The sequence below is a fragment of the Streptomyces sp. NPDC041796 genome (assembly GCF_055590785.1).
In genome coordinates this window covers 101,491-120,176 of record NZ_JBVJAH010000011.1, presented here as the reverse complement: position 1 = coordinate 120,176, position 18,686 = coordinate 101,491, and the positions used below count along the sequence as shown (strand labels likewise).

The 18,686-nt window shown below is 70.7% G+C and carries 19 protein-coding genes and 1 tRNA gene; 11 read left to right on the top strand and 9 right to left on the bottom strand.

The genetic code is table 11. The features are described from left to right. Nucleotides 1-48: 48 nt before the first annotated feature. Together ACZ6C1_RS23115 and ACZ6C1_RS23110 are read left to right on the top strand one after the other, a co-directional pair. Nucleotides 49-729, top strand: a complete 681-nt coding sequence (locus tag ACZ6C1_RS23115; protein ID WP_469243151.1) for a GntR family transcriptional regulator — start codon at nt 49-51, stop codon at nt 727-729. Between the two features lie 133 nt (nt 730-862). After that, on the top strand, nt 863-1,513 hold the full coding sequence (locus ACZ6C1_RS23110) for a hypothetical protein (RefSeq protein WP_469243150.1): 651 nt from the start codon (nt 863-865) through the stop codon (nt 1,511-1,513). A 27-nt stretch (nt 1,514-1,540) separates the two neighbouring features. Here the strand turns inward: ACZ6C1_RS23110 and ACZ6C1_RS23105 are convergent, their stop codons facing one another. Then, a complete protein-coding gene (locus ACZ6C1_RS23105; RefSeq protein WP_469243149.1) occupies nt 1,541-2,293 on the bottom strand; it encodes an SLATT domain-containing protein in 753 nt (250 codons plus the stop codon). Between the two features lie 273 nt (nt 2,294-2,566). On the opposite strand from ACZ6C1_RS23105, the gene ACZ6C1_RS23100 reads away from it, so the two are divergent. The 7 genes from ACZ6C1_RS23100 to ACZ6C1_RS23070 all read left to right on the top strand — a co-directional run bounded on the left by ACZ6C1_RS23100 (nt 2,567) and on the right by ACZ6C1_RS23070 (nt 9,128). Further along, the gene (locus tag ACZ6C1_RS23100; protein ID WP_469243201.1) at nt 2,567-2,908 is read left to right on the top strand and encodes a YbaB/EbfC family nucleoid-associated protein; all 342 of its coding nucleotides are present in this window, start codon (nt 2,567-2,569) and stop codon (nt 2,906-2,908) included. A 126-nt stretch (nt 2,909-3,034) separates the two neighbouring features. Then, the gene (gene recR / locus ACZ6C1_RS23095) at nt 3,035-3,634 is read left to right on the top strand and encodes a recombination mediator RecR (RefSeq protein ID WP_469243148.1); all 600 of its coding nucleotides are present in this window, start codon (nt 3,035-3,037) and stop codon (nt 3,632-3,634) included. Continuing rightward, nucleotides 3,627-4,286 carry a DUF5063 domain-containing protein gene (locus ACZ6C1_RS23090; protein ID WP_469243147.1) on the top strand — a complete coding sequence of 220 codons (660 nt, stop codon included), beginning with the start codon at nt 3,627-3,629 and terminating at the stop codon, nt 4,284-4,286. Before recR ends, ACZ6C1_RS23090 begins: the two co-directional genes overlap by 8 nt. Nucleotides 4,287-4,622: 336 nt before the next feature. After that, on the top strand, nt 4,623-5,894 hold the full coding sequence (locus ACZ6C1_RS23085; protein ID WP_469243146.1) for an aspartate kinase: 1,272 nt from the start codon (nt 4,623-4,625) through the stop codon (nt 5,892-5,894). A gap of 7 nt (nt 5,895-5,901) precedes the next feature. Then, a complete protein-coding gene (locus ACZ6C1_RS23080; protein WP_469243145.1) occupies nt 5,902-6,960 on the top strand; it encodes an aspartate-semialdehyde dehydrogenase in 1,059 nt (352 codons plus the stop codon). 294 nt (nt 6,961-7,254) lie between these two features. Continuing rightward, a complete protein-coding gene (locus ACZ6C1_RS23075; protein ID WP_469243143.1) occupies nt 7,255-7,956 on the top strand; it encodes a SigE family RNA polymerase sigma factor in 702 nt (233 codons plus the stop codon). After that, the gene (locus tag ACZ6C1_RS23070; RefSeq protein WP_469243142.1) at nt 7,953-9,128 is read left to right on the top strand and encodes a hypothetical protein; all 1,176 of its coding nucleotides are present in this window, start codon (nt 7,953-7,955) and stop codon (nt 9,126-9,128) included. The genes ACZ6C1_RS23075 and ACZ6C1_RS23070 overlap by 4 nt, the downstream gene beginning before the upstream one ends. A 125-nt stretch (nt 9,129-9,253) precedes the next feature. On the opposite strand, the gene ACZ6C1_RS23065 is transcribed toward ACZ6C1_RS23070, so the two are convergent. The 5 genes from ACZ6C1_RS23065 to ACZ6C1_RS23045 all read right to left on the bottom strand — a co-directional run bounded on the left by ACZ6C1_RS23065 (nt 9,254) and on the right by ACZ6C1_RS23045 (nt 14,884). Further along, nucleotides 9,254-10,063 carry an SURF1 family protein gene (locus ACZ6C1_RS23065; protein WP_469243140.1) on the bottom strand — a complete coding sequence of 270 codons (810 nt, stop codon included), beginning with the start codon at nt 10,061-10,063 and terminating at the stop codon, nt 9,254-9,256. Nucleotides 10,064-10,085: 22 nt separating this feature from the next. Beyond that, on the bottom strand, nt 10,086-11,900 hold the full coding sequence (locus tag ACZ6C1_RS23060; protein WP_469243138.1) for a S9 family peptidase: 1,815 nt from the start codon (nt 11,898-11,900) through the stop codon (nt 10,086-10,088). A gap of 66 nt (nt 11,901-11,966) precedes the next feature. Then, a complete protein-coding gene (locus tag ACZ6C1_RS23055) occupies nt 11,967-12,452 on the bottom strand; it encodes a hypothetical protein (RefSeq protein ID WP_469243136.1) in 486 nt (161 codons plus the stop codon). A gap of 91 nt (nt 12,453-12,543) precedes the next feature. Beyond that, nucleotides 12,544-14,427: an alpha/beta hydrolase gene (locus ACZ6C1_RS23050; protein ID WP_469243134.1), complete on the bottom strand. Its 1,884-nt coding sequence runs from the start codon at nt 14,425-14,427 to the stop codon at nt 12,544-12,546. 7 nt (nt 14,428-14,434) lie between these two features. Further along, nucleotides 14,435-14,884: a hypothetical protein gene (locus ACZ6C1_RS23045; RefSeq protein WP_469243132.1), complete on the bottom strand. Its 450-nt coding sequence runs from the start codon at nt 14,882-14,884 to the stop codon at nt 14,435-14,437. A gap of 205 nt (nt 14,885-15,089) precedes the next feature. On the opposite strand from ACZ6C1_RS23045, the gene ACZ6C1_RS23040 reads away from it, so the two are divergent. Beyond that, nucleotides 15,090-15,917, top strand: a complete 828-nt coding sequence (locus ACZ6C1_RS23040) for a class I SAM-dependent methyltransferase (protein WP_469243130.1) — start codon at nt 15,090-15,092, stop codon at nt 15,915-15,917. Here the strand turns inward: ACZ6C1_RS23040 and ACZ6C1_RS23035 are convergent. The 3 genes from ACZ6C1_RS23035 to ACZ6C1_RS23025 all read right to left on the bottom strand — a co-directional run bounded on the left by ACZ6C1_RS23035 (nt 15,914) and on the right by ACZ6C1_RS23025 (nt 18,018). After that, the gene (locus ACZ6C1_RS23035; RefSeq protein ID WP_469243128.1) at nt 15,914-16,384 is read right to left on the bottom strand and encodes a DUF7144 family membrane protein; all 471 of its coding nucleotides are present in this window, start codon (nt 16,382-16,384) and stop codon (nt 15,914-15,916) included. The genes ACZ6C1_RS23040 and ACZ6C1_RS23035 overlap by 4 nt on opposite strands. Nucleotides 16,385-16,765: 381 nt before the next feature. Then, nucleotides 16,766-16,839: transfer RNA gene (locus ACZ6C1_RS23030), tRNA-Pro, on the bottom strand. 240 nt (nt 16,840-17,079) lie between these two features. Beyond that, nucleotides 17,080-18,018, bottom strand: a complete 939-nt coding sequence (locus tag ACZ6C1_RS23025) for a metallophosphoesterase (protein WP_469243126.1) — start codon at nt 18,016-18,018, stop codon at nt 17,080-17,082. 78 nt (nt 18,019-18,096) lie between these two features. On the opposite strand from ACZ6C1_RS23025, the gene ACZ6C1_RS23020 reads away from it, so the two are divergent. After that, a complete protein-coding gene (locus ACZ6C1_RS23020) occupies nt 18,097-18,561 on the top strand; it encodes a GatB/YqeY domain-containing protein (RefSeq protein ID WP_469243124.1) in 465 nt (154 codons plus the stop codon). The last annotated feature ends 125 nt before the right edge of the window (nt 18,562-18,686 follow it).

Here is an 18,686-nt window from a genome sequence, read left to right as displayed (position 1 = left end):
TCCGCCTGGCTTAAGGTGTCCGGAACCGGACGGAGGGGGCCAGAAGCCATGCCCGCGAGCGGAGCTGTGACCCGCAACACCCTGCGCCAGCAGGTCGCGGACGCGCTGCGTGACGAAGTCCTCGCGGGGCGTCTCCAGCCGGGCCAGGAATTCACGGTCAAGCACATCGCCGAGCAGTACGGGGTGTCGGCGACGCCCGTACGGGAAGCGCTGGTCGACCTCACCGCCCAGGGCCTGCTCGACTCCGACCAGCACAAGGGCTTCCGTGTCCACCAGTTCTCGGTCGAGGACTACCGAGGCATGGTCGAGGCCCGCGCGCTCATCGTGGACGGCATCTTCCGGCGCCTGCGCGACCGGGTCGACGTCCTCCACGCGCACGGGGCTCCGCTGGTGTCGGTACGGCGGCGCGCCGAGGAGGCGGCACGGGCCGCGCGCGCCGGCGACCTGGACATCCTGATCGGTTACGACCTCCGGTTCTGGCGTGAGCTCAGCGGCTTCGTCGCCAACCGCTACATCGCCGACTTCCTGCACCGGCTGCGCGTCCAGGCCTGGGTGTTCGCCGTGCCGCACCTGCGCGCCGCCCGCGAGCCCGGCACATGGCTCTGGAACGGCCACGAGGAACTCGTCGACGCGGTCACCCTCGGCGACCCCGAAGCGGTGATGGCGGCCATCGACGCCTACAACGCGCACTCGTTGCGGTGGGCCGACCATCTGGACGGGCTGCGCTGACGGCTTCACCGCTTTATCGCGACGGCTCTTACCGCCCAGCCCGTATGGGTAGGGGATGGGCACCCGAGCCGCGAACTACTCTGACCCGAGCCCGCCGTAGCCGCGTATTCGACTGAAGGAGAGCGAGTCTCCCTTGGCCTGTGACCTGTGGTTGGTCCCCCTCGTCGACGTGCTGTGCCACAGCCCCGACAACCCCTTCGCGGAAGAGATCGCCGCGTACGACAAGGCCCTCACCGAGTCAGGCCTCCCGACCGTGCCCGTCTTCGCCTACATGCCCGGCCTGTCGGGCGACGTCGCGCCGGTCGCCGGCTTCGACTACGACGCCCTGCACTTCCTGCGCCGCGCCTACCTGCTCCAGATCTGCGGCCTGGCCGTCACCCCGGTCGACGAGCTGGGCGGCGACTACGAGCAGCTCCTGGAGATGTTCGAGTCGACGGCGCAGCAGTCGCACCTGGTGTGGCACTACGACCACGCGGGCGCGTACGTACCCGTCGACTTCCCCGCGCCGCTGTCGACCGAGGAACTGCTGGCGGGCGGCGGCCCGCTCGGCTCCGCCCAGGGCCTGCTGCGCGAGCTGGAGTACGTCGCCCCCTCGATCGGCATCGACCCCGCGAACCCGCCGGCCGCGCCGCACCCGCCCGAGCGCCCGACGGCCCTGGAGGAGCCTGCCGGGCCGATCCCGTACGACGAGAGCCCCTTCGCCCGCGAGCGGCACGTGTGGCTCGGCCTCCACGCGGCGGCCACCCGAAGCCTGGGCCAGGGATCGATGATCATCTTTAGCTGAGCCCGTCACACCGGCCCCGGCACGGGGTCAGCGGGGCTCCGGGGGCCGCTGGCGGGGCATGTTGGGGCGGGTGCCGGGGGGGAGTGGAAACCGCCCCGAGGGCGGAGCACCCCCCTCCGCCCTGGGCGGAGCGCACCACAGCGTCGACTGCGTCACCAGCGGCGCCGGGCCCGACCGGAACTCGACCATCCAGTCCGCCGTCTCCGCCCGCACCAGCTCCGTCACGTCCTCCGAGAACCGCCGCAGCACCCCCAGGCACCGCTCGGCCGCCTCGCTCGCCGTGCCCTCCGTCGGGCCCAGCACCTCGCGGATGCTCTCCGCCGCCCAGTCGAACTGGAGCGCCTGGAGCCGCCGCTGCACCGCCTGCGCCGTCGCCACGTCCCGCATCCACCCGGATGTGAGCCCGAAGTACCGGTCGCAGGCCAGGCACGCGGCGGCCAGCAGCAGGGACAGGTATCCCCAGCCCGACGCCCCGTCCAGCGCACCCGTCAGGTCCAGCAGCGGCAGCCCGGCGCCGGCGATCACGCCCAGCGCCGTACCGATCCGCAACGCCCGGGCGCCGCGCCGCTTCCAGGCGCGGTCCTCCAGGTACCACCCGGCCGTCCGCAGCGCCTGGTCCTCGACCCAGCGGTAGAGCTCGTCGAGCCGCTCCGCCGGTTCGCCCCAGTCGCCGAGCGGGAACGGCCGTCCGGTCAGATCGCCACCGTGGCCGCCGTACCGGTCGTGGCTGTCGCCCTCCCCCCGGGCGGGGCCCCCGGGCTGCATCTCCGGCTGGCTCACCGGGGCACTCCTCTGCGCTCTGCGTGACTATCCGTAACGTGCGGGCGGTGCGATGCGCGTGTGCGTACTGGTGCGCATGCCCTTTCCTACCGCCGAATGGTGGGCCGGAAGTGCGAAATCCCGGTATTTCCGCCCGCAAGAGGGGCTTGATCAGCTAGAGGGCGCGCCCGATTCTCACCCGAAAGAGTGAAGCCGCGTGGATGGGGCACACCGTCCGGCGACCACGTAGGCTCGGCATACCGAATACCCGTCGTCGAAGTGCCAGGAGTGACCGTGATTCCCGGTGGTGGCCAGCCCAATATGCAGCAGATCCTCCAGCAGGCCCAGAAGATGCAGCAGGACCTCGCCCGTGCCCAGGAGGAGCTGGCGCAGACCGAGGTCGACGGGCAGGCGGGCGGCGGCCTGGTGAAGGCCACCGTGACCGGCTCCGGCGAGCTGCGCTCCCTGGTCATCGACCCGAAGGCGGTCGACCCGGAGGACACCGAGACCCTCGCCGACCTCGTGGTCGCCGCCGTCCAGGCCGCGAACGAGAACGCGCAGGCGCTCCAGCAGGCCAAGCTCGGCCCCCTGGCCCAGGGCCTGGGCGGCGGCGGCATCCCGGGCCTGGGTTTCTAGGTCCCGTCGGGCGGGATCGGCCGGACGCGGCCTCGCCCTTCCGGTACGAGCTCCGGCGCCCGCCCTTCTAACCCGTACGCACAGCAACTACCGTAAGCATCACAGCACTCCACGAGAGGCGTTCCGTTGTACGAAGGCGTGGTTCAGGACCTCATCGACGAGCTGGGCAGGCTGCCAGGCGTCGGTCCCAAGAGCGCCCAGCGGATCGCCTTCCACATCCTGCAGGCCGAGCCCACCGACGTACGCCGCCTCGCCCATGCCCTCCTGGAGGTCAAGGACAAGGTCCGGTTCTGCGCCGTGTGCGGCAACGTCGCGCAGGAGGAGCGGTGCGGCATCTGCCGTGACCCGCGCCGTGACGAGGCGGTCATCTGTGTGGTCGAGGAGCCGAAGGACGTCGTCGCGATCGAGCGGACGCGCGAGTTCCGGGGGCGGTACCACGTCCTCGGTGGCGCGATCAGCCCGATCGAGGGCGTCGGCCCGGACGACCTGCGGATCCGCGAGCTGCTGGCCCGTCTGGCCGACGGAGCGGTCACCGAGCTGATCCTGGCGACCGACCCCAACCTGGAGGGGGAGGCCACCGCGACGTACCTGGCGCGCATGGTCAAGCCCATGGGCCTGAAGGTCACGCGCCTCGCCAGCGGACTCCCCGTTGGCGGAGACCTGGAATACGCCGACGAGGTCACGCTCGGCCGTGCGTTCGAAGGGAGACGACTCCTCGATGTCTGACGCCACACTGCACGCGCACTCGCTGGACCCCGACAGCTTCGCGGTCCAGATCGCCGACTCGATCGAGTCCTTCATCGTCGCGACCACGGAAGTGGCCAAGGGCGACGAGCCCGACAGCGCGGTCCCGTTCCTGCTGCTCGAGGTCTCCCAGCTCCTGCTCACCGGCGGCCGGCTGGGCGCGCACGAGGACATCATCCCGGAGGAGCGGTACGAACCGGACACGGGCCCGGACGTGGACGTCGACGATCTGCGGATGCGGTTCGCGACCATGCTGGAGCCGGTGGACGTCTTCTCGGAGGTCTTCGACCCGTACGAGCCGCGCAAGGCGCCCGTGCCGTGCCGGATCTCGGACAACCTGGCCGACATCATCATGGACCTGCGCCACGGGCTGGCCCACTACCGGGCGGGCCGCACCACGGAGGCCCTGTGGTGGTGGCAGTTCTCGTACTTCTCCAACTGGGGCCCGACCGCCTCGGCGACCCTGCGGGCCCTGCAGTCCCTGGTGTCCCACGTCCGGCTGGACCAGCCGCTCGAGGAGCTCGACGGACTCGACACGGACGAGGACCTGACGGAGGACGCGCTCGCGGAGGAGGCGGGCCGGGTGATGGCCCAGGAGATCCTCGGCCCCCTGGGTATGCGTACGGTCAAGTAGCCGCCCTGGGTGTGCGTACGGCCAGGCAGCCGCCGCCTCCCTCGGCCGGCTCCTCCCGCTCTCCCAGGCATCCCGGGCCCGGTCGTCGGCACCCCTGCCGCACGACCGGGCCCGAGGCGTGTCCCGGGAAGACGGGAAGACGGGAAGGCGCGAGGTGACCCGGCACACATTCCGCGTACGCCCGATGGGGACGGGCAGGCACAAGCCGAGCGGCCGTGAAGCGCCCCACGATGATCACGTCGTGAGCGGGACATCTCACGATGCGGTATGGCGGGGGCGTTTCCCGGCCGCTCGTTAGACTGAGCTGACCGCAAACGGACTGAGCGAGGAGCGCACGTGGGCCTTGTCGTGCAGAAGTACGGAGGCTCCTCCGTTGCCGATGCCGAGGGCATCAAGCGCGTCGCCAAGCGAATCGTCGATGCCAAGAAGAACGGCCACCAGGTGGTCGTCGTGGTTTCGGCGATGGGCGACACGACGGACGAGTTGATCGATCTCGCCGAGCAGGTATCCCCGATCCCTGCCGGACGTGAGTTCGACATGCTGCTGACCGCCGGAGAGCGGATCTCCATGGCGCTGCTGGCCATGGCGATCAAAAACCTGGGCCACGAGGCCCAGTCGTTCACGGGCAGCCAGGCAGGCGTCATCACCGACTCGGTCCACAACAAAGCGCGCATCATCGATGTCACGCCGGGCCGGATCCGTACGGCGCTCGACGAGGGCAACATCGCCATCGTCGCGGGCTTCCAGGGCGTCTCCCAGGACAAGAAGGACATCACCACCCTCGGGCGCGGCGGGTCGGACACGACCGCCGTCGCGCTCGCCGCGGCGCTCGACGCCGAGGTGTGCGAGATCTACACCGACGTCGACGGTGTCTTCACCGCCGACCCCCGGGTCGTGAAGAAGGCCCGGAAGATCGACTGGATCTCGTTCGAGGACATGCTGGAGCTCGCCAGCTCCGGCTCCAAGGTGCTGCTGCACCGCTGCGTCGAGTACGCACGCCGTTACAACATCCCGATCCACGTCCGGTCGTCCTTCTCGGGGCTCCAGGGCACGTGGGTCAGCAACGAACCGCGAGGGGACCGCAAGGTGGAGCAGGCCATCATCTCCGGTGTCGCCCACGACACGTCCGAGGCGAAGATCACCGTCGTCGGGGTGCCGGACAAGCCGGGCGAGGCCGCCGCGATCTTCCGCACCATCGCGGACAACGAGATCAACATCGACATGGTGGTGCAGAACGTCTCCGCCGCGTCGACCGGGCTGACCGACATCTCCTTCACGCTGCCCAAGGCGGAGGGCCGCAAGGCCATCGACGCACTGGAGAAGCAGAAGACCCTCATCGGCTTCGAGTCGCTCCGCTACGACGACCAGATCGCCAAGATCTCCCTGGTCGGCGCGGGTATGAAGACGAACCCGGGCGTCACGGCCGGGTTCTTCGAGGCGCTGTCCGACGCGGGCGTGAACATCGAGCTGATCTCGACCTCCGAGATCCGCATCTCGGTCGTGACGCGCGCCGACGACGTCAACGAGGCCGTCCGCGCCGTCCACACCGCCTTCGGCCTGGACAGCGACTCCGACGAGGCAGTGGTGTACGGAGGCACCGGGCGGTGAGCAGCCGGTGACGAACCGCAAGCCGGCGCTCGCGGTCGTGGGAGCGACCGGGAGCGTCGGTGCGGTGATGCTCCAGATCCTGTCGCAGCACGCCGACGTCTGGGGTGACATCCGTCTGATCGCCTCCCCGCGCTCGGCCGGCCGCAAGCTGGCCGTGCGCGGGGAGGAGGTCGAGGTCCTCGGGCTGTCCGAGGAGGCCCTGGAGGGGGCCGACGTGGCGCTGTTCCTGGCGCCGGAGGCGGTCGCGGCGCAGTGGGCGCCGATCGCCGCAGCCAAGGGCACGGTGGTGGTGGACACCTCGCCGGCCTTCCGGGCGGACCCGGACGTCCCGCTGGTCGTCCCCGAGATCAACCGCCACTGCGTCCGCGTACGCCCGCGCGGGATCGTGGCGTGCCCCGGCGACACCACGCTGGCGCTGATCGTCGCGGTGGGCGCGCTGCACGCCGAGTTCGGCCTGAGCGAGCTCGTCGTCTCCGCGTACCAGGCCGCGAGCGGTGCCGGGCACGGCGGTGTCGCCGCGCTGCGGGAGCAGCTCTCGCTGGTCGCCGGTACGGAGCTGGGCACCTGCCCCGGTGATGTGCGCCGTGCTGTCGGCGACGACACCGGGCCCTTCCCCGCCCCGCTCGCGCTGAACGTGGTGCCCTGGGCGGGTTCCGTCCAGGAGGACGGCTGGTCTTCGGAGGAGCTGCGCGTGCGCTCCGAGACCCGCAGGATCCTGGACCTTCCGGAGCTGCGCGTGGCCGCCACCTGCGTACGGGTGCCGGTGGTGAACGCCCACTCCGTCTCCGTACACGCACGTTTCGAACACGAGGTGACGGTCGCGCGGGCGCACGAGATCCTGGCGACCTCGCCCGGCGTGGTGCTGTACGACGATCCCGCGGCCGGGGACTTCCCGACGCCCGCCGATGTCGTGGGCACCGATCCGACGTGGGTGGGGCGGGTGCGGCGGTCGCTGGACGACGACCGGGCGCTGGAACTGTTCGTCTGCGGTGACAATCTGCGCAAAGGTGCCGCTTTGAACGCCGCTCAGATCGCGGAGGCCGTCGCCGCCGAGTTTTCGTCCTGAGTGCGGACGGAATCTGCGATGAACGGATCGTCGGATCTTTGTAGGATCTGTGAACGCCCTGTGATCAAGTCTGCGGTCTGCGCGACTTGAACTGGGGTGATGGCATGTTCGAGGATGCTGTCCCCCTTGCTGCAACCGGTGGTCGGGCGGGAAGCGTCTATGCGGTCGCCCCTTCGCGCGCCCGCGATATCGGGGCATTGGGGAAGAGCGGGTACGCATGAGGGCAAACGTCGCACCGTCAAAAGCGGGTGCGTGCGCGTACAACCCTGACGGGGGGAAGCGTGTCCAACAGGCGTGGCAGAGGTACTCGACATCACAGCGGCGGTTCCACTCCGCGCCCGTGCGGCCGGAGCCGGGGTCGGCATGGGCGCGGTGCGCCCGCTCCGGCGACCCCGTCAGCCCGGCGGCATGCCGGTGATCGCGCCCATGCCCGCAGCTAGGCGTACGACCCGTATCCCGTCCCAGCGAGGCGCCCAGAGCGTCGACGAGGCGACGACGACCGCGGGTACGACCGTCGACCACCTCACCGAGACCTACCGCGCCCACTACCGGTCGCTGCTGGGTCTCGCCGCGCTGCTGCTGGACGACACCGCCTCCTGTGAGGACGTCGTCCAGGAGGCGTTCATTCGCGTCCACTCGGCGCGGCGCCGTGTGCGTGACCCCGAGAAGACCCTCGCGTATCTGCGCCAGACCGTCGTGAACCTGTCCCGCTCCGCACTCCGCCGCCGCATCCTCGGCCTGAAGCTGCTCTCCAAGCCGATGCCCGACATGGCGAGCGCGGAGGAGGGCGCGTACGACCAGCTCGAGCGCGACGCGCTGATCAAGGCCATGAAGGGCCTCCAGCGCCGCCAGCGCGAGGTCCTGGTGCTGCGCTACTTCGCGGACATGACCGAGGCGCAGGTCGCGGAGACGCTGGGCATATCGCTCGGCTCGGTCAAGGCGTACGGGTCACGTGGCATCGCGGCGCTGCGCGTCGCCATGGAGGCCACGGCATGAGCGAGCACGAATCTGAGCGGTACGGGCCGGACGGGCCGTTGAACGAGAACGACCGGACTGGGAACGGAATTGTGAGCAACGGGCACAGCGGGCCGGACAAGGATCTCCCGGACCTCGGTGAGCTCCCCGTCGACGAGGTGGCGCTGCGCAGACTGCTTCACGGCGCTGTGCAGGACCTGCAACCGGCCGACGGCACCCTGGACCACCTCCGCCGGGCGGTTCCCGCGCGGCGGGCGCGCAAGCGCCAGGCCCTGGTGGGCATGGCCGCGGCGGCCCTGCTGTTCGGTACGGCCGTCCCGGCATTCGTCCACGTCGCGAGCTCCGACGGCACCTCCGACGACCGCCCCGTGAACGCCGGTCACGGCGAGCAGGTCCAGGGCGGCACGGGAGAGGAGACCGGCGGCGAGGGCAGCGGACCGGGGGCGCCCAGCGCCGAGGCCGGTCAGGGGACCGGCGGCGCCGGCAAGGGCGGCGAGGACACCCCGGCCAAGCCCGGTGAGCCCGCGGCCGGCACCTCGGACGGCACCGTGGGCGGCACGTCGGCGCCGACCAGTTCGGTCCCGGCCACCGTGCCGGTGTGCGACGCGGCCCAGCTCGGTGTGGCCTCCGCGGAGGCGGGCCAGCCCGACGCGGAGGGCAAGGTGTACGGGACCTTCCGCATCACGAACGTATCGGGGACCGACTGCTCGGTCTCCGGCGCCGGCGGCGTCGCCTCCGTGGCGATGGGCGCGGCCGACCAGGCGAGGATCACCGTCGTCGCCCATACGGCGGGCGACCCCGCGACGGGGCTCCCCGACCCCTCCCAGGAGGCGTCGGCCCCGCTGCTCCTCAAGCCCTCGGGTTCGTACGAGGTGAAGTTCGCCTGGGTCCCGAGCGAGACCTGCCCGGTGGAGGGCGGCGGCAGCGGCGGTACGGGCGGCGGCGAGGCCTCGCCCGACCCGACCCCGCCGACCGGCGACACCTCGTCGGAATCGGCCGGCTCGGACGGTACGGGCGGGACGACGGCCGTGGAGCCGCAGCTCGGCAAGGAGGCGGACGGCGACGGCCCCCGCGCGGACGGCAGCGTCGCGGTCAGCCACACCCCGGAAGCGGGCGGCCCCGCGGCACAGGCCACGATCCCCAACGCCTGCGCGGGCACCGTCTACCGGACGGGCCTGCTGCCGACGGAGTAGGGCGCGGTCTCGGGCGCCGGGCGCCGGCCGCGGTCTCGGGCGCCGGGCGCGGGCCCGACCTCGGGCGCGGCCCTGGGCGCCGGGCCGGCTCCCGGAGCCGTGCGTCGGGACCGGGGCGTCCCCCGTCAGGACCGGGCAGCCGGACTGGGCGAAGACTCCGAGGGCTCGGGTGCGGGCCCCGGTCCCGCCTCCGTGGCCAGGCCGAGGGCCTCGTCCCGGGCCTGCTCGGCCTCCCGCCGCAGCAGGCGGAACCACATGAACAGCACGAAGCCCGCGAAGGCGAACCACTCACCGGTGTACCCGAGGTTCTGGAACGCCTTCAGGTCCAGCCCGCTGCCCTCCGCCGCGGCCGCCGGGACCGGTGTGAGGCCCGCCGGGGCGTCCAGGAGCGTGATCCAGGCGTCGTAGACCTCGTCCTGGACCACGTTCACCAAGGCCGCCGCGCTGATCATGCCGACCTGGCCCCGCGGCAGCGCGCCCGTCGCGTGCACGCCCGCGCTCCCGGTGTGCTCGGACGCCTGGAGCGCGCCGGTCACCGTGACCTCACCGGCCGGCGGGGCCGGGACCTTGCCGCCCTCCGGCAGCCACCCGCGTACCACCGGCAGGGACGTGCCGCTCCCGGTGCGCAGCAGGGTCAGGACGTACGAGCCGTCCCTGCCGTCCAGCTCACGACCCGGAACCAGGAACTGCTGCCCGTACCGACCCGTCGCCGTGGCGTGGCGGCCCGAGGTCTCCTTGTCGACCGGCAGCAGCTCGTCGAGCGGCACGGCCTTCACCGCACCCGGGTCGGGCCGCCGCTCCGCCTCCTGGTGCGAGTCGACGCGGTCCTCGAACCTGCCGAGCTGCCAGGTCCCCATGAAGATGCAGAAGGGGATCGCCAGCACGACGAAGATGTTGATCCCCCACCAGCGGGGCGTCGTCAGGAACCGGTACACACCCCCACGGTACGGAACACCGTCACCTTCCCTCCGCGCGGGTCCCCAGATGCCTGGCGGCGAAGTCGAGCTCCAGCCGCACCTGCTTGATCCGCTCCTCCACCACGAGCGAGCCGTGCCCGGCGTCGTACCGGTACACCTCGTGCACCGCGTCCCGGGCGGCGAGCCGGTCCACGTAGTTGTCGATCTGGCGGATCGGGCAGCGCGGGTCGTTCACGCCCGCCGAGATGTACACCGGCACCCGAACGCGGTCCACGTAGGTGATCGGCGAGGAGACCTCGAACCGCTCCGGCACCTCCTCCGGCGACCCGCCGAAGAGGGTGCGGTCCAGGGCCTTCAGGGCCTCCATCTCGTCGTGGTAGGCGGTGACGTAGTCCGCGACCGGTACGGCGGCGATGCCCAGCGCCCAGGCGTCCGGCTGCGTGCCGAGCCCCAGCAGGGTCAGGTAACCGCCCCACGAGCCGCCCGTGAGGACCAGCCGGGCGGGGTCGGCCAGACCGGAGGACACCGCCCATTCCCGTACCGCCGCGATGTCCTCCAGCTCGATCAGCCCGACCCGGTGCTTGAGCGCGTCCGTCCACTCCCGCCCGTAGCCGGTCGAGCCCCGGTAGTTGACCCGGATCACCGCGTAGCCGTGGTCCACCCAGGCGGCGGGGGCGGCGGCGTACGCGTCGCTGTCGTGCCAGGCGGGACCGCCGTGGATCTCGAACACCGTCGGCAGCGGGCCCTCCGCCCCTGCCGGCCGCTGCACGAGCGCGTGGATCCGCCCGCCCGGGCCGTCCACCCACACGTCCTCGACCGGCACCGAGGCGGGCGCCTTCATCCCCGGCGGCTCCAGCACGACGCCGCCCGCCGTGGACCGCACCACCGGCGGCCGCTCGGCCGACGACCAGAGGTACTCCACGGCCCCGTCCGGCCGTGCCGTCGCACTCGACACCGACCCGGCGGGGGTGTCCACCCGCACCAGCTCCCGTGTGGCGATCTCGTACCGCCACAGTTCGCTGCGCGCCTCGAAGCTGTGGACCACCAGCAGCCCGGACCCGTCCGGGTACCACTCCGCCGAAACGTCACCGGGCAGGTCCAGCCCCAGCTCGGTCTCCGCACCGGACGCCACGTCCCACAGCATCGGCTCCCAGCGCCCGCGCCGCTGGTGCCCCACCAGCAGCCGGGTGTCCCCGTCCACCGGCGCGAAGCCCAGCACGCCGAGCCCCAGCTCCTCCGTGCCGCCCTTGGTGTCGTCCAGCTCGGCCACCACGGCCCCGTCCGGCCGGACCACCCGCAGCGCGGCGTGCATGGCGTCACCGTGCTCGGTGTGCTCGACCGCGATCAGCGTCCCGTCGTGCGACAGGTCCCCGACCCCGGCCGACTCCCGGTGCCGGTAGATCTCCAGCGGCGGCCGCCCGGGCCGTACGACGTGGATCGTCGACCCGTCCTCGTCCGTCGACCGCCCGACCACCACGGTCCCGTCCCGCCCGATGGCGAGCCCCGCCGGATACGACGCCTCCAGCCCCGGCGCGGCCGGCTCGTCCTCACCGCCCCCGAACGGCTGGCGCATCCACACGCCGAACTCGTCGCCGTCCGTGTCCGAGAACCACCAGACCCACTCCCCGTCCGGCGACAGCACCCCGTCCGTCGTCCCGTTCGGCCGGTCGGTGACCTGCCGCTGCTCGCCACTGTCCCGGTCCCAGGCGTACAGCTCGTACGTCCCGGTCCCGTTCGACACGAACAACGCCCTCCCCGGCGCGTCCCACGCCCACTCGGGCAACGACACCCGCGGCGCCCGGAACCGCTTCTCCCAGTCGGGCATGGTGGTCTGCGTATCTGTCGGCTCAGTCATGCGTCCATGTAACCCGATGGGAGCAGCGGCTTGTGCGGCTTGTACGGCCTGTGCGGCCTGTGCGGGTCACTTCTCCTTGTAGATGTCGGTCCCCTCGGGCGCGCGGTAGCAGCGCGAATCGACATCGACGCCGATCATGTCCTTGAGCTTGCCGGGCCGGTTGCTGAGCCACTCGACCGTGAGCGTGTGGTGACTCCGGCGGTCCACCGCGACGATCTGCGGGTCCCTGTCCTTGGTGTCCATGGGACCGTCCTTCGTGATCTCCCAGCCGTGTTTGGGGAGCTGCTCCCGGAGGTTTTGCATGGCCTGGGCGAAGGTGCCCTTGCGGAGGTCGTAGATCCCCCATGGGTGCGATACGGCGTAGTACTCCTTCAGCTTCGGGTCGACCGCGTCACAAGAGCGGACCCCGGCCGCCGGCTCGGTGATGGTTCCCTCGATGCCCATCCAGTCGAGGACACGGCTGGAGATGTCGTTCACCTGCCGCTTGGCCGGGTCGATCTCCCGTACCTCGGGCTGATAGCCGAGGATTTCCTCGGCGTTCGGCTTCGTCATGGATGAACACCCCACCATCGCTGTAAGGCCCAGCGCCAGAGTGGAGCCGAGCACAGTCCGTCGAATCGCTTGCCTGACTGCCGAGCGGGCCTTACTCAAGGCTCACCTTTCCGTAGTCGCCGACGATGATGCGGGCCTGATTCTTGAGGCTGGTCGACGGAGTGTTGTTCTCATCGACCCTCCAGTAGTCGCTGTGGTCCTCGGCATCCGTCTTCATGATGTTGGCCCCGAACTCGGGATCGGTCGGGACGACTCCATGGTCACCGAGGCCCACCAGCGAACCGGCGAGAGGCACCTGGTCCTTGGACACCGGGGCGGCCATCGCCCACATGTGGCCACGCTCGACTCCCAGGTCGGCCGCGTGGTCCGCCTGCATGCCGGGGCTACCCACCGCGATGATGTCGTCCGCCTTCAGGGGGCCGTCGAAGAAGCCCGGGGAGTAGGACTTCACGGCGTCACCGATGAGCGTGGTGCCGTAGCTGTGGCCCATGAGCGTGGTGTGCCCCTTGTCACCGCTGGCGGCGAGGTGCGCTTCGCGGTTTCCGTCCAGGAACGCACGCAGGTTGGGACCACCTTCCGCCGCCTGGTCGTCGTACATGGCCTCGGGCAGCAGTCCACCCCCATCCGTGTAGGGCATCGCCGAGAGCGGGGCGTCGTAGTCGAACCAGGTGATGGTGGAGACCGTCGCCCCGGCGGCCATCTTGTTGCTCTGCTTCCACAGCTCTTCGCTACGGTTGAGATCGCCTTCGATGGTGGGCAGGTTTGTACCCGTACCGGGGACGTAGACGGCCGTGTGATCCGCCGTATCCGGATTGCCATTGGCGAGGATGACCTTCCCCTTGCCCATGCCCTCCGGGTCGAAGCCGAGCAGGTACGCCTCGGGAAGTCCGTCCTTACCGGTGGCGTCGAAGCGGCTTTGAATGGCGCCCATGCCGTCCACGAGGCCCTGGAGGCGCTCCCTCTCCTCGTTCCACTTCTTCCACTCGTCGGTCTCCCGCTCCCCGATCGGGTCACCACGCAGGGTGTACTTCATCTCCAAGCGCTTGGGCTCGCCGGACAGATGCTTCTGGAGCGCGATGGCCGCACTGCTGTGCTCGTCCCGCAGCACCGCGCGGTTGGCCTCGTCGCGCACCGTGGCGGGGAGCCCGTCCATCGCGCCGACCGCTGCGGAGTTCAATGAGAGGTGGGTCTCCTGTTCCTCCGGGGACAGGCCTTTCCACCATTCCGCGTTTTCCGCGGCGGTCCCGTCCTTGGGGGGTGGAGTGATGCTCTTCAAGTAGTCCTCGGCGGCCGACCGGACGCCGCCCGTGTCCACGGTGACGTCGGCCCAGTCGTCCTTCGAGACCTTGAGGTCGTCGTCGGCCTTCAGCGCTCGCAGTTTCGGCGCCCACTTCGCATCGGTGTCCGTCGCGTCGGAGACAGCCTGGGCGATACGGTTCGCGAACTCGACCGCCCTGCCGAAGTTCGGATTGGGATGGATGTTGGCCGCCTGGCGCTCCAGGGCACTCGCCAGATCGTTCGCGTCCCCCGCAGGGTCGATCGGCGCGCCGGTCGCGGCCCCCTTCGCACTGCCGGTGACCGTACCGCCTTCCGGGACCTTGCCGTCGACCTTGTCCCCACCGGCGGGATACTGCACCGCCCCGTTCGCGAGGACGGTGAAGCCGGCGGCCTCCGCGTCCGCCACCGCGGCGTCCAGGGCCTTCTTGTGCACGGTCAAGTCCGCCGCGAGCGCGTTGAGCGCCGTGCTGATCAGACCGCACTCGATTTGCGTGTAGTGGAAGTTGGTGGCCAGTTCCTTGAGCTCTCGAGCGGCGGCGTCCGAGGCCTCGCTGTCGAGGTCCTTGCGCATACCGGCGCTGATCTCGTTTTCGATGCGGTCCTTGGCCTGACTGGCCATGCTGCTGGCGGCGCGGTAACCGTCCGCGGCATCCTCGAACTCGGAGACCTTCAGAGCCTTGAGCGTTGTGTAATCCACGCCTGGATCACCGCTCCCGGCTCTGGCCGCCGACGGCGGGAGTGTCCTCGTACTTCTTGCCCAGCTTCATGAACTCGTCCTCGACGGCCCCGTCCGTCTTGAGCTGCTCGTTGCCGGCCTTCTCCATCAGGCCCTGGATGGCGCCGCACCTGCCGCTGACGTTCTCGATGTACTTGTTCCACGATGTGTGCAACTCGCGTTGGGCGGCTGCGCTCTGCAGCGCTCCACTGCCGGAGGATCCCGCACCGAGCCCCTGCTGCGCGTCGCTCAGCTTCGTCAAGGCTTCCTTGATGCTGCCCCGCAGGGACCCAACGCCAATACCCGCCTTCGTCCAGGCCGCTTTGCTCACCCTCAGCCCACCGCTCGAACCCTGCCAGCCGTCGCTGTCCGCACTGGCCAGGTTCATTCGCGCCGCGGCTTCCTGCTTGATGTGCGACCATTCGTCCGCGAAACTCACCCCGTACCTCCCCCTTTGCGCCTTCCGTTCCGCGAGGATCCGCGAAACTCCGTTGACGCAGACCTCAGTTCAGCGATGTCTTTCTATCAGTTGCGTTCGCAAGCTCAGGTCGCCCCCAGCCCTGAGGTTCCGGCACCGACGGCATCTCCGCGTCATCCCCGCAATCCGTTCGCATCGCCCAGAACTCGTCAGTAATCTCCGGCGCATGTACTCACCGACCCCCGCTGACTGGCGCGAGGCGAACCGGTCCCGCTGGGACGAACGCGTGCCGATCCACGTCGCCAGTGACTACTACGACCTGGACGCCTTCCGGGCCGGCAAGGACGTCCTGCGGGACTTCGAGGTGGCGGAGGTCGGTGACGTCACCGGCCGGTCACTGCTGCACCTGCAGTGCCACATAGGACTGGACACCCTGTCCTGGGCCCGGCGAGGCGCCTCGCGGGTGGTGGGCCTGGACTTTTCCGAGCCCGCCGTCGACGTCGCACGGTCCCTCACCGCCGACCTCGGTCTCACCCCCGACAGGGCCGCCTTCGTGGCCGCCGACGTGTACGACGCGCCCGAGGCGGTGCCCGACACCGCGTACGACATCGTCTACACGGGCTGCGGCGCCCTCAACTGGCTGCCCGACGTGACCCGCTGGGCCGAGACCGCCGCCTCACTCGTCGCACCCGGCGGGTTCCTGTACCTCGCGGAGTTCCATCCGCTGACCGACATCCTGGACGACGAGACCGGTTCGCAGCTCGTCCACGACTACTTCGCCCGCGACGCGTGGCTGGAGGAGTCCCCGGGTACGTACGCCGACTTCGGCGCCCCCACCGTCCACAACCGCAGTGTCGAGTGGCAGCACCCGGTGGGTGACGTCGTCTCCGCCCTCGCCTCGGCCGGCCTGCGCATCGAGTTCCTGCACGAGCACGACGTCTCCCTGTTCGCCCGCTTCAAGGCCCTCTCCCGCCACGAGGACGGCTACTACCGCTTCCCGCCGGACCGCGGCCGCATCCCGCTGATGTACTCGCTGAAGGCCACCAAGTCCTAATGCCTCTTGGGCACAGGTGTCGTGTCCTCGGAGCACAGCGCCCAGATGACGAAGATGGCGATGGCGATCGACACGATGGCCCACACCGGCTGGTACGGCAGCCAGATGAAGTTCGCGATCACGGCGAGCGCGGCCAGCGCCACCCCGCTCGCCTTCGCCCACTCCGCCCCGCTGAGGATCCCCGCCCCGACGGCGGCGACCAGCAGCCCGAGCACCAGATGGATCCAGCCCCACGCACTGACGTTGAACTCGAAGACGTACTCTCCGACACGCCCGTAGACGTCGTCCTCGGCGATGCCCGCGATGCCCTGGAGCATCCCGAGGACGCCCTCCACCATCATCAGCACACCGGCGAACATCACCCCGCCGGACGCCCACCCACCCCCGCCCCGGGGCTCCTCGTGAGACGTGTGATGGGCGTACGCGTGCGGAACCGGGCCACTCGGCCCCTCGGACGGGTTGCTCATTCCCCGAGCGTGTCCCGTCCCCTTCCCCCCGGCGACAGGGGCGCAGCCGTCCGGGTGACGCAGCCGGACCCTCACCCTGACCGCCGCCGGGCCGGCTCCCGAGGTCCCCGGAACCACCCAGGGCCCGACCCGTTCTCGCGGGATCGCCGGCCGCGCGGTCCGCCAGGCGCGTTCGCCCGTCGACGGCCGCTTCCTTCCGGACCGGTCGGTCAGAGGGTGGTCCAACAAAAGGCTTCGGATCATGGATCCTGCCTCGACGCCGCCGAAGCCGGCGCTCCACAGGAGACCCCGGCCAAGATCCTCTCCTGCGCGATCTCCAGGAACCACTCAGGGGCCCGACCCGCTCTCGCGGATCAGGCCCCTGACCTGGTGTTTCAGCTGTCGGGGTGGCGGGATTTGAACCCACGACCTCTTCGTCCCGAACGAAGCGCGCTGCCAAGCTGCGCTACACCCCGATGTCACCGTGTGTCCCGGCGACGTCGTTTACTTTAGCCCACCCGCGCCCTGAGGCGAAATCCGGTTTTCGCGGGCGTGGACCGGGGGCCTGATCCGGTCCAGTGGGCCGCCCAGCCGGGGGTCGACGTCCCCGGCGCCGCCGGCGCGATCAAGGTGGGAAGCGGCGGAGAGGCCCGCCGTGCGGGCGTATGGGAGTGTATGGGGTAAAAACGGGGCATTTGCCCCATGGCGGGGGGTGATCAGTCCCGAGGGGTCAGGGTGAGCAGCGTGGCCTCCGGCGGGCAGGCGAAGCGGACGGGGGTGTAGCGGTTGGTGCCGCAGCCTGCCGAGACGTGGAGGTAGGCGGTGTTGCCGCCGGCGCGGTGGGTGGAGAGGCCCTTGACGCGGTCGGTGTCGAGGTCGCAGTTGGTGACCAGTGCCCCGTAGAAGGGGATGCACAGCTGCCCGCCGTGCGTGTGGCCCGCCAGGATCAGGGGGTAGCCGTCGGCGGTGAACGCGTCCAGGGAGCGCAGGTACGGGGCGTGGACGACGGCCAGCGACAGGTCGGCGTCCGGCTCGGGGCCGCCGGCGACCTTCTCGTACCGGTCACGCTTGATGTGCGGGTCGTCCAGGCCGGTGAACGCCAGCTCCAGGCCCTCCAGCTTGAGGCGGCCGCGCGTGTTGGTGAGGTTCACCCAGCCCGCTGTGTCGAAGCTGTCGCGGATCTCCTCCCACGGGTTGTGCACGGCTCCGACCGCCGGTGCGTTGCCGTTCAGGCCGTGCCGTCCCTGGGCCTTCTCGATCAGGTACCGGGCCGGGTTGCGGAGCTTGGGGCCGTAGTAGTCGTTGGAGCCGAAGACGTACACGCCGGGGAAGTCGAGCAGGGGGCCGAGCGCGTCGAGGAGCTCCGGTACGCCATTCGGGTCGGAGAGGTTGTCACCGGTGTTCACCACGAAGTCCGGCCGGAGCCCCGCCAGCGACTGGAGCCACGCCCGCTTCTTGCGCTGACCGCTCACCATGTGGATGTCCGAGACCTGAAGCATCCGCAACGGCCGCGTGCCGCGCGGCAGTACGGGAACGGTGATCCGGCGCAGCCGGAAGGAGCGGGCCTCGAACCCGGCGGCGTAGGCCAGACCGGCCGCGCCGGCCGCTGCGATTCCTGCGGTGACTTTCAGGGGAACTCCGTATCGCGCGTGCATACGGACATCGTCCCAGAACGGCGAGGGCGCGGGAAATGCGCGGGCGTGCAGGTCATCGCACCTGCCACACTTGTGCGCATGACCACGCTCAAGTCCAAGCTGCAGGAAGACCTCAACGCCGCGATCAAGGAGCGCGACGAGCTGCGCTCCTCGACGCTCCGGCTGACCCTCGCCGCCATCACCAAGGAGGAGGTCGCGGGCAAGGAGAAGCGCGAGCTCTCCGACGACGAGGTGCAGAAGGTGATCGCCAAGGAGGCGAAGAAGCGCCGCGAGGCGGCCGAGGCCTTCGGGCAGGGCGGCCGTGCCGAGCAGGCCGAGCGTGAGCGGGCCGAGGGCGTGATTCTCGACGCGTACCTGCCGCAGCAGCTCAGCGACGACGAGCTGAAGCAGATCGTCGCCCAGGCGGTCGACGAGGCCAAGGCCGCCGGCGCCGAGGGCCCGCGCGCCATGGGCGCCGTGATGAAGATCGTCAACCCGAAGGTCGCCGGCCGCGCCGAGGGCGGGCGCGTCGCCGCGGTCGTCAAGCAGCTGCTGGCCGGCTAGCCCGCAGGTTCGTACGGGCCGACGCAGTGAAGAGGGGGGGGGGGGGGGGGGGGGGGGGGGGGGGGGGGGGGGGGGGGGGGGGGGTGGGGGGGGGGGTGGGGGGGGGGTGGGGGGGGGGGGGGGTC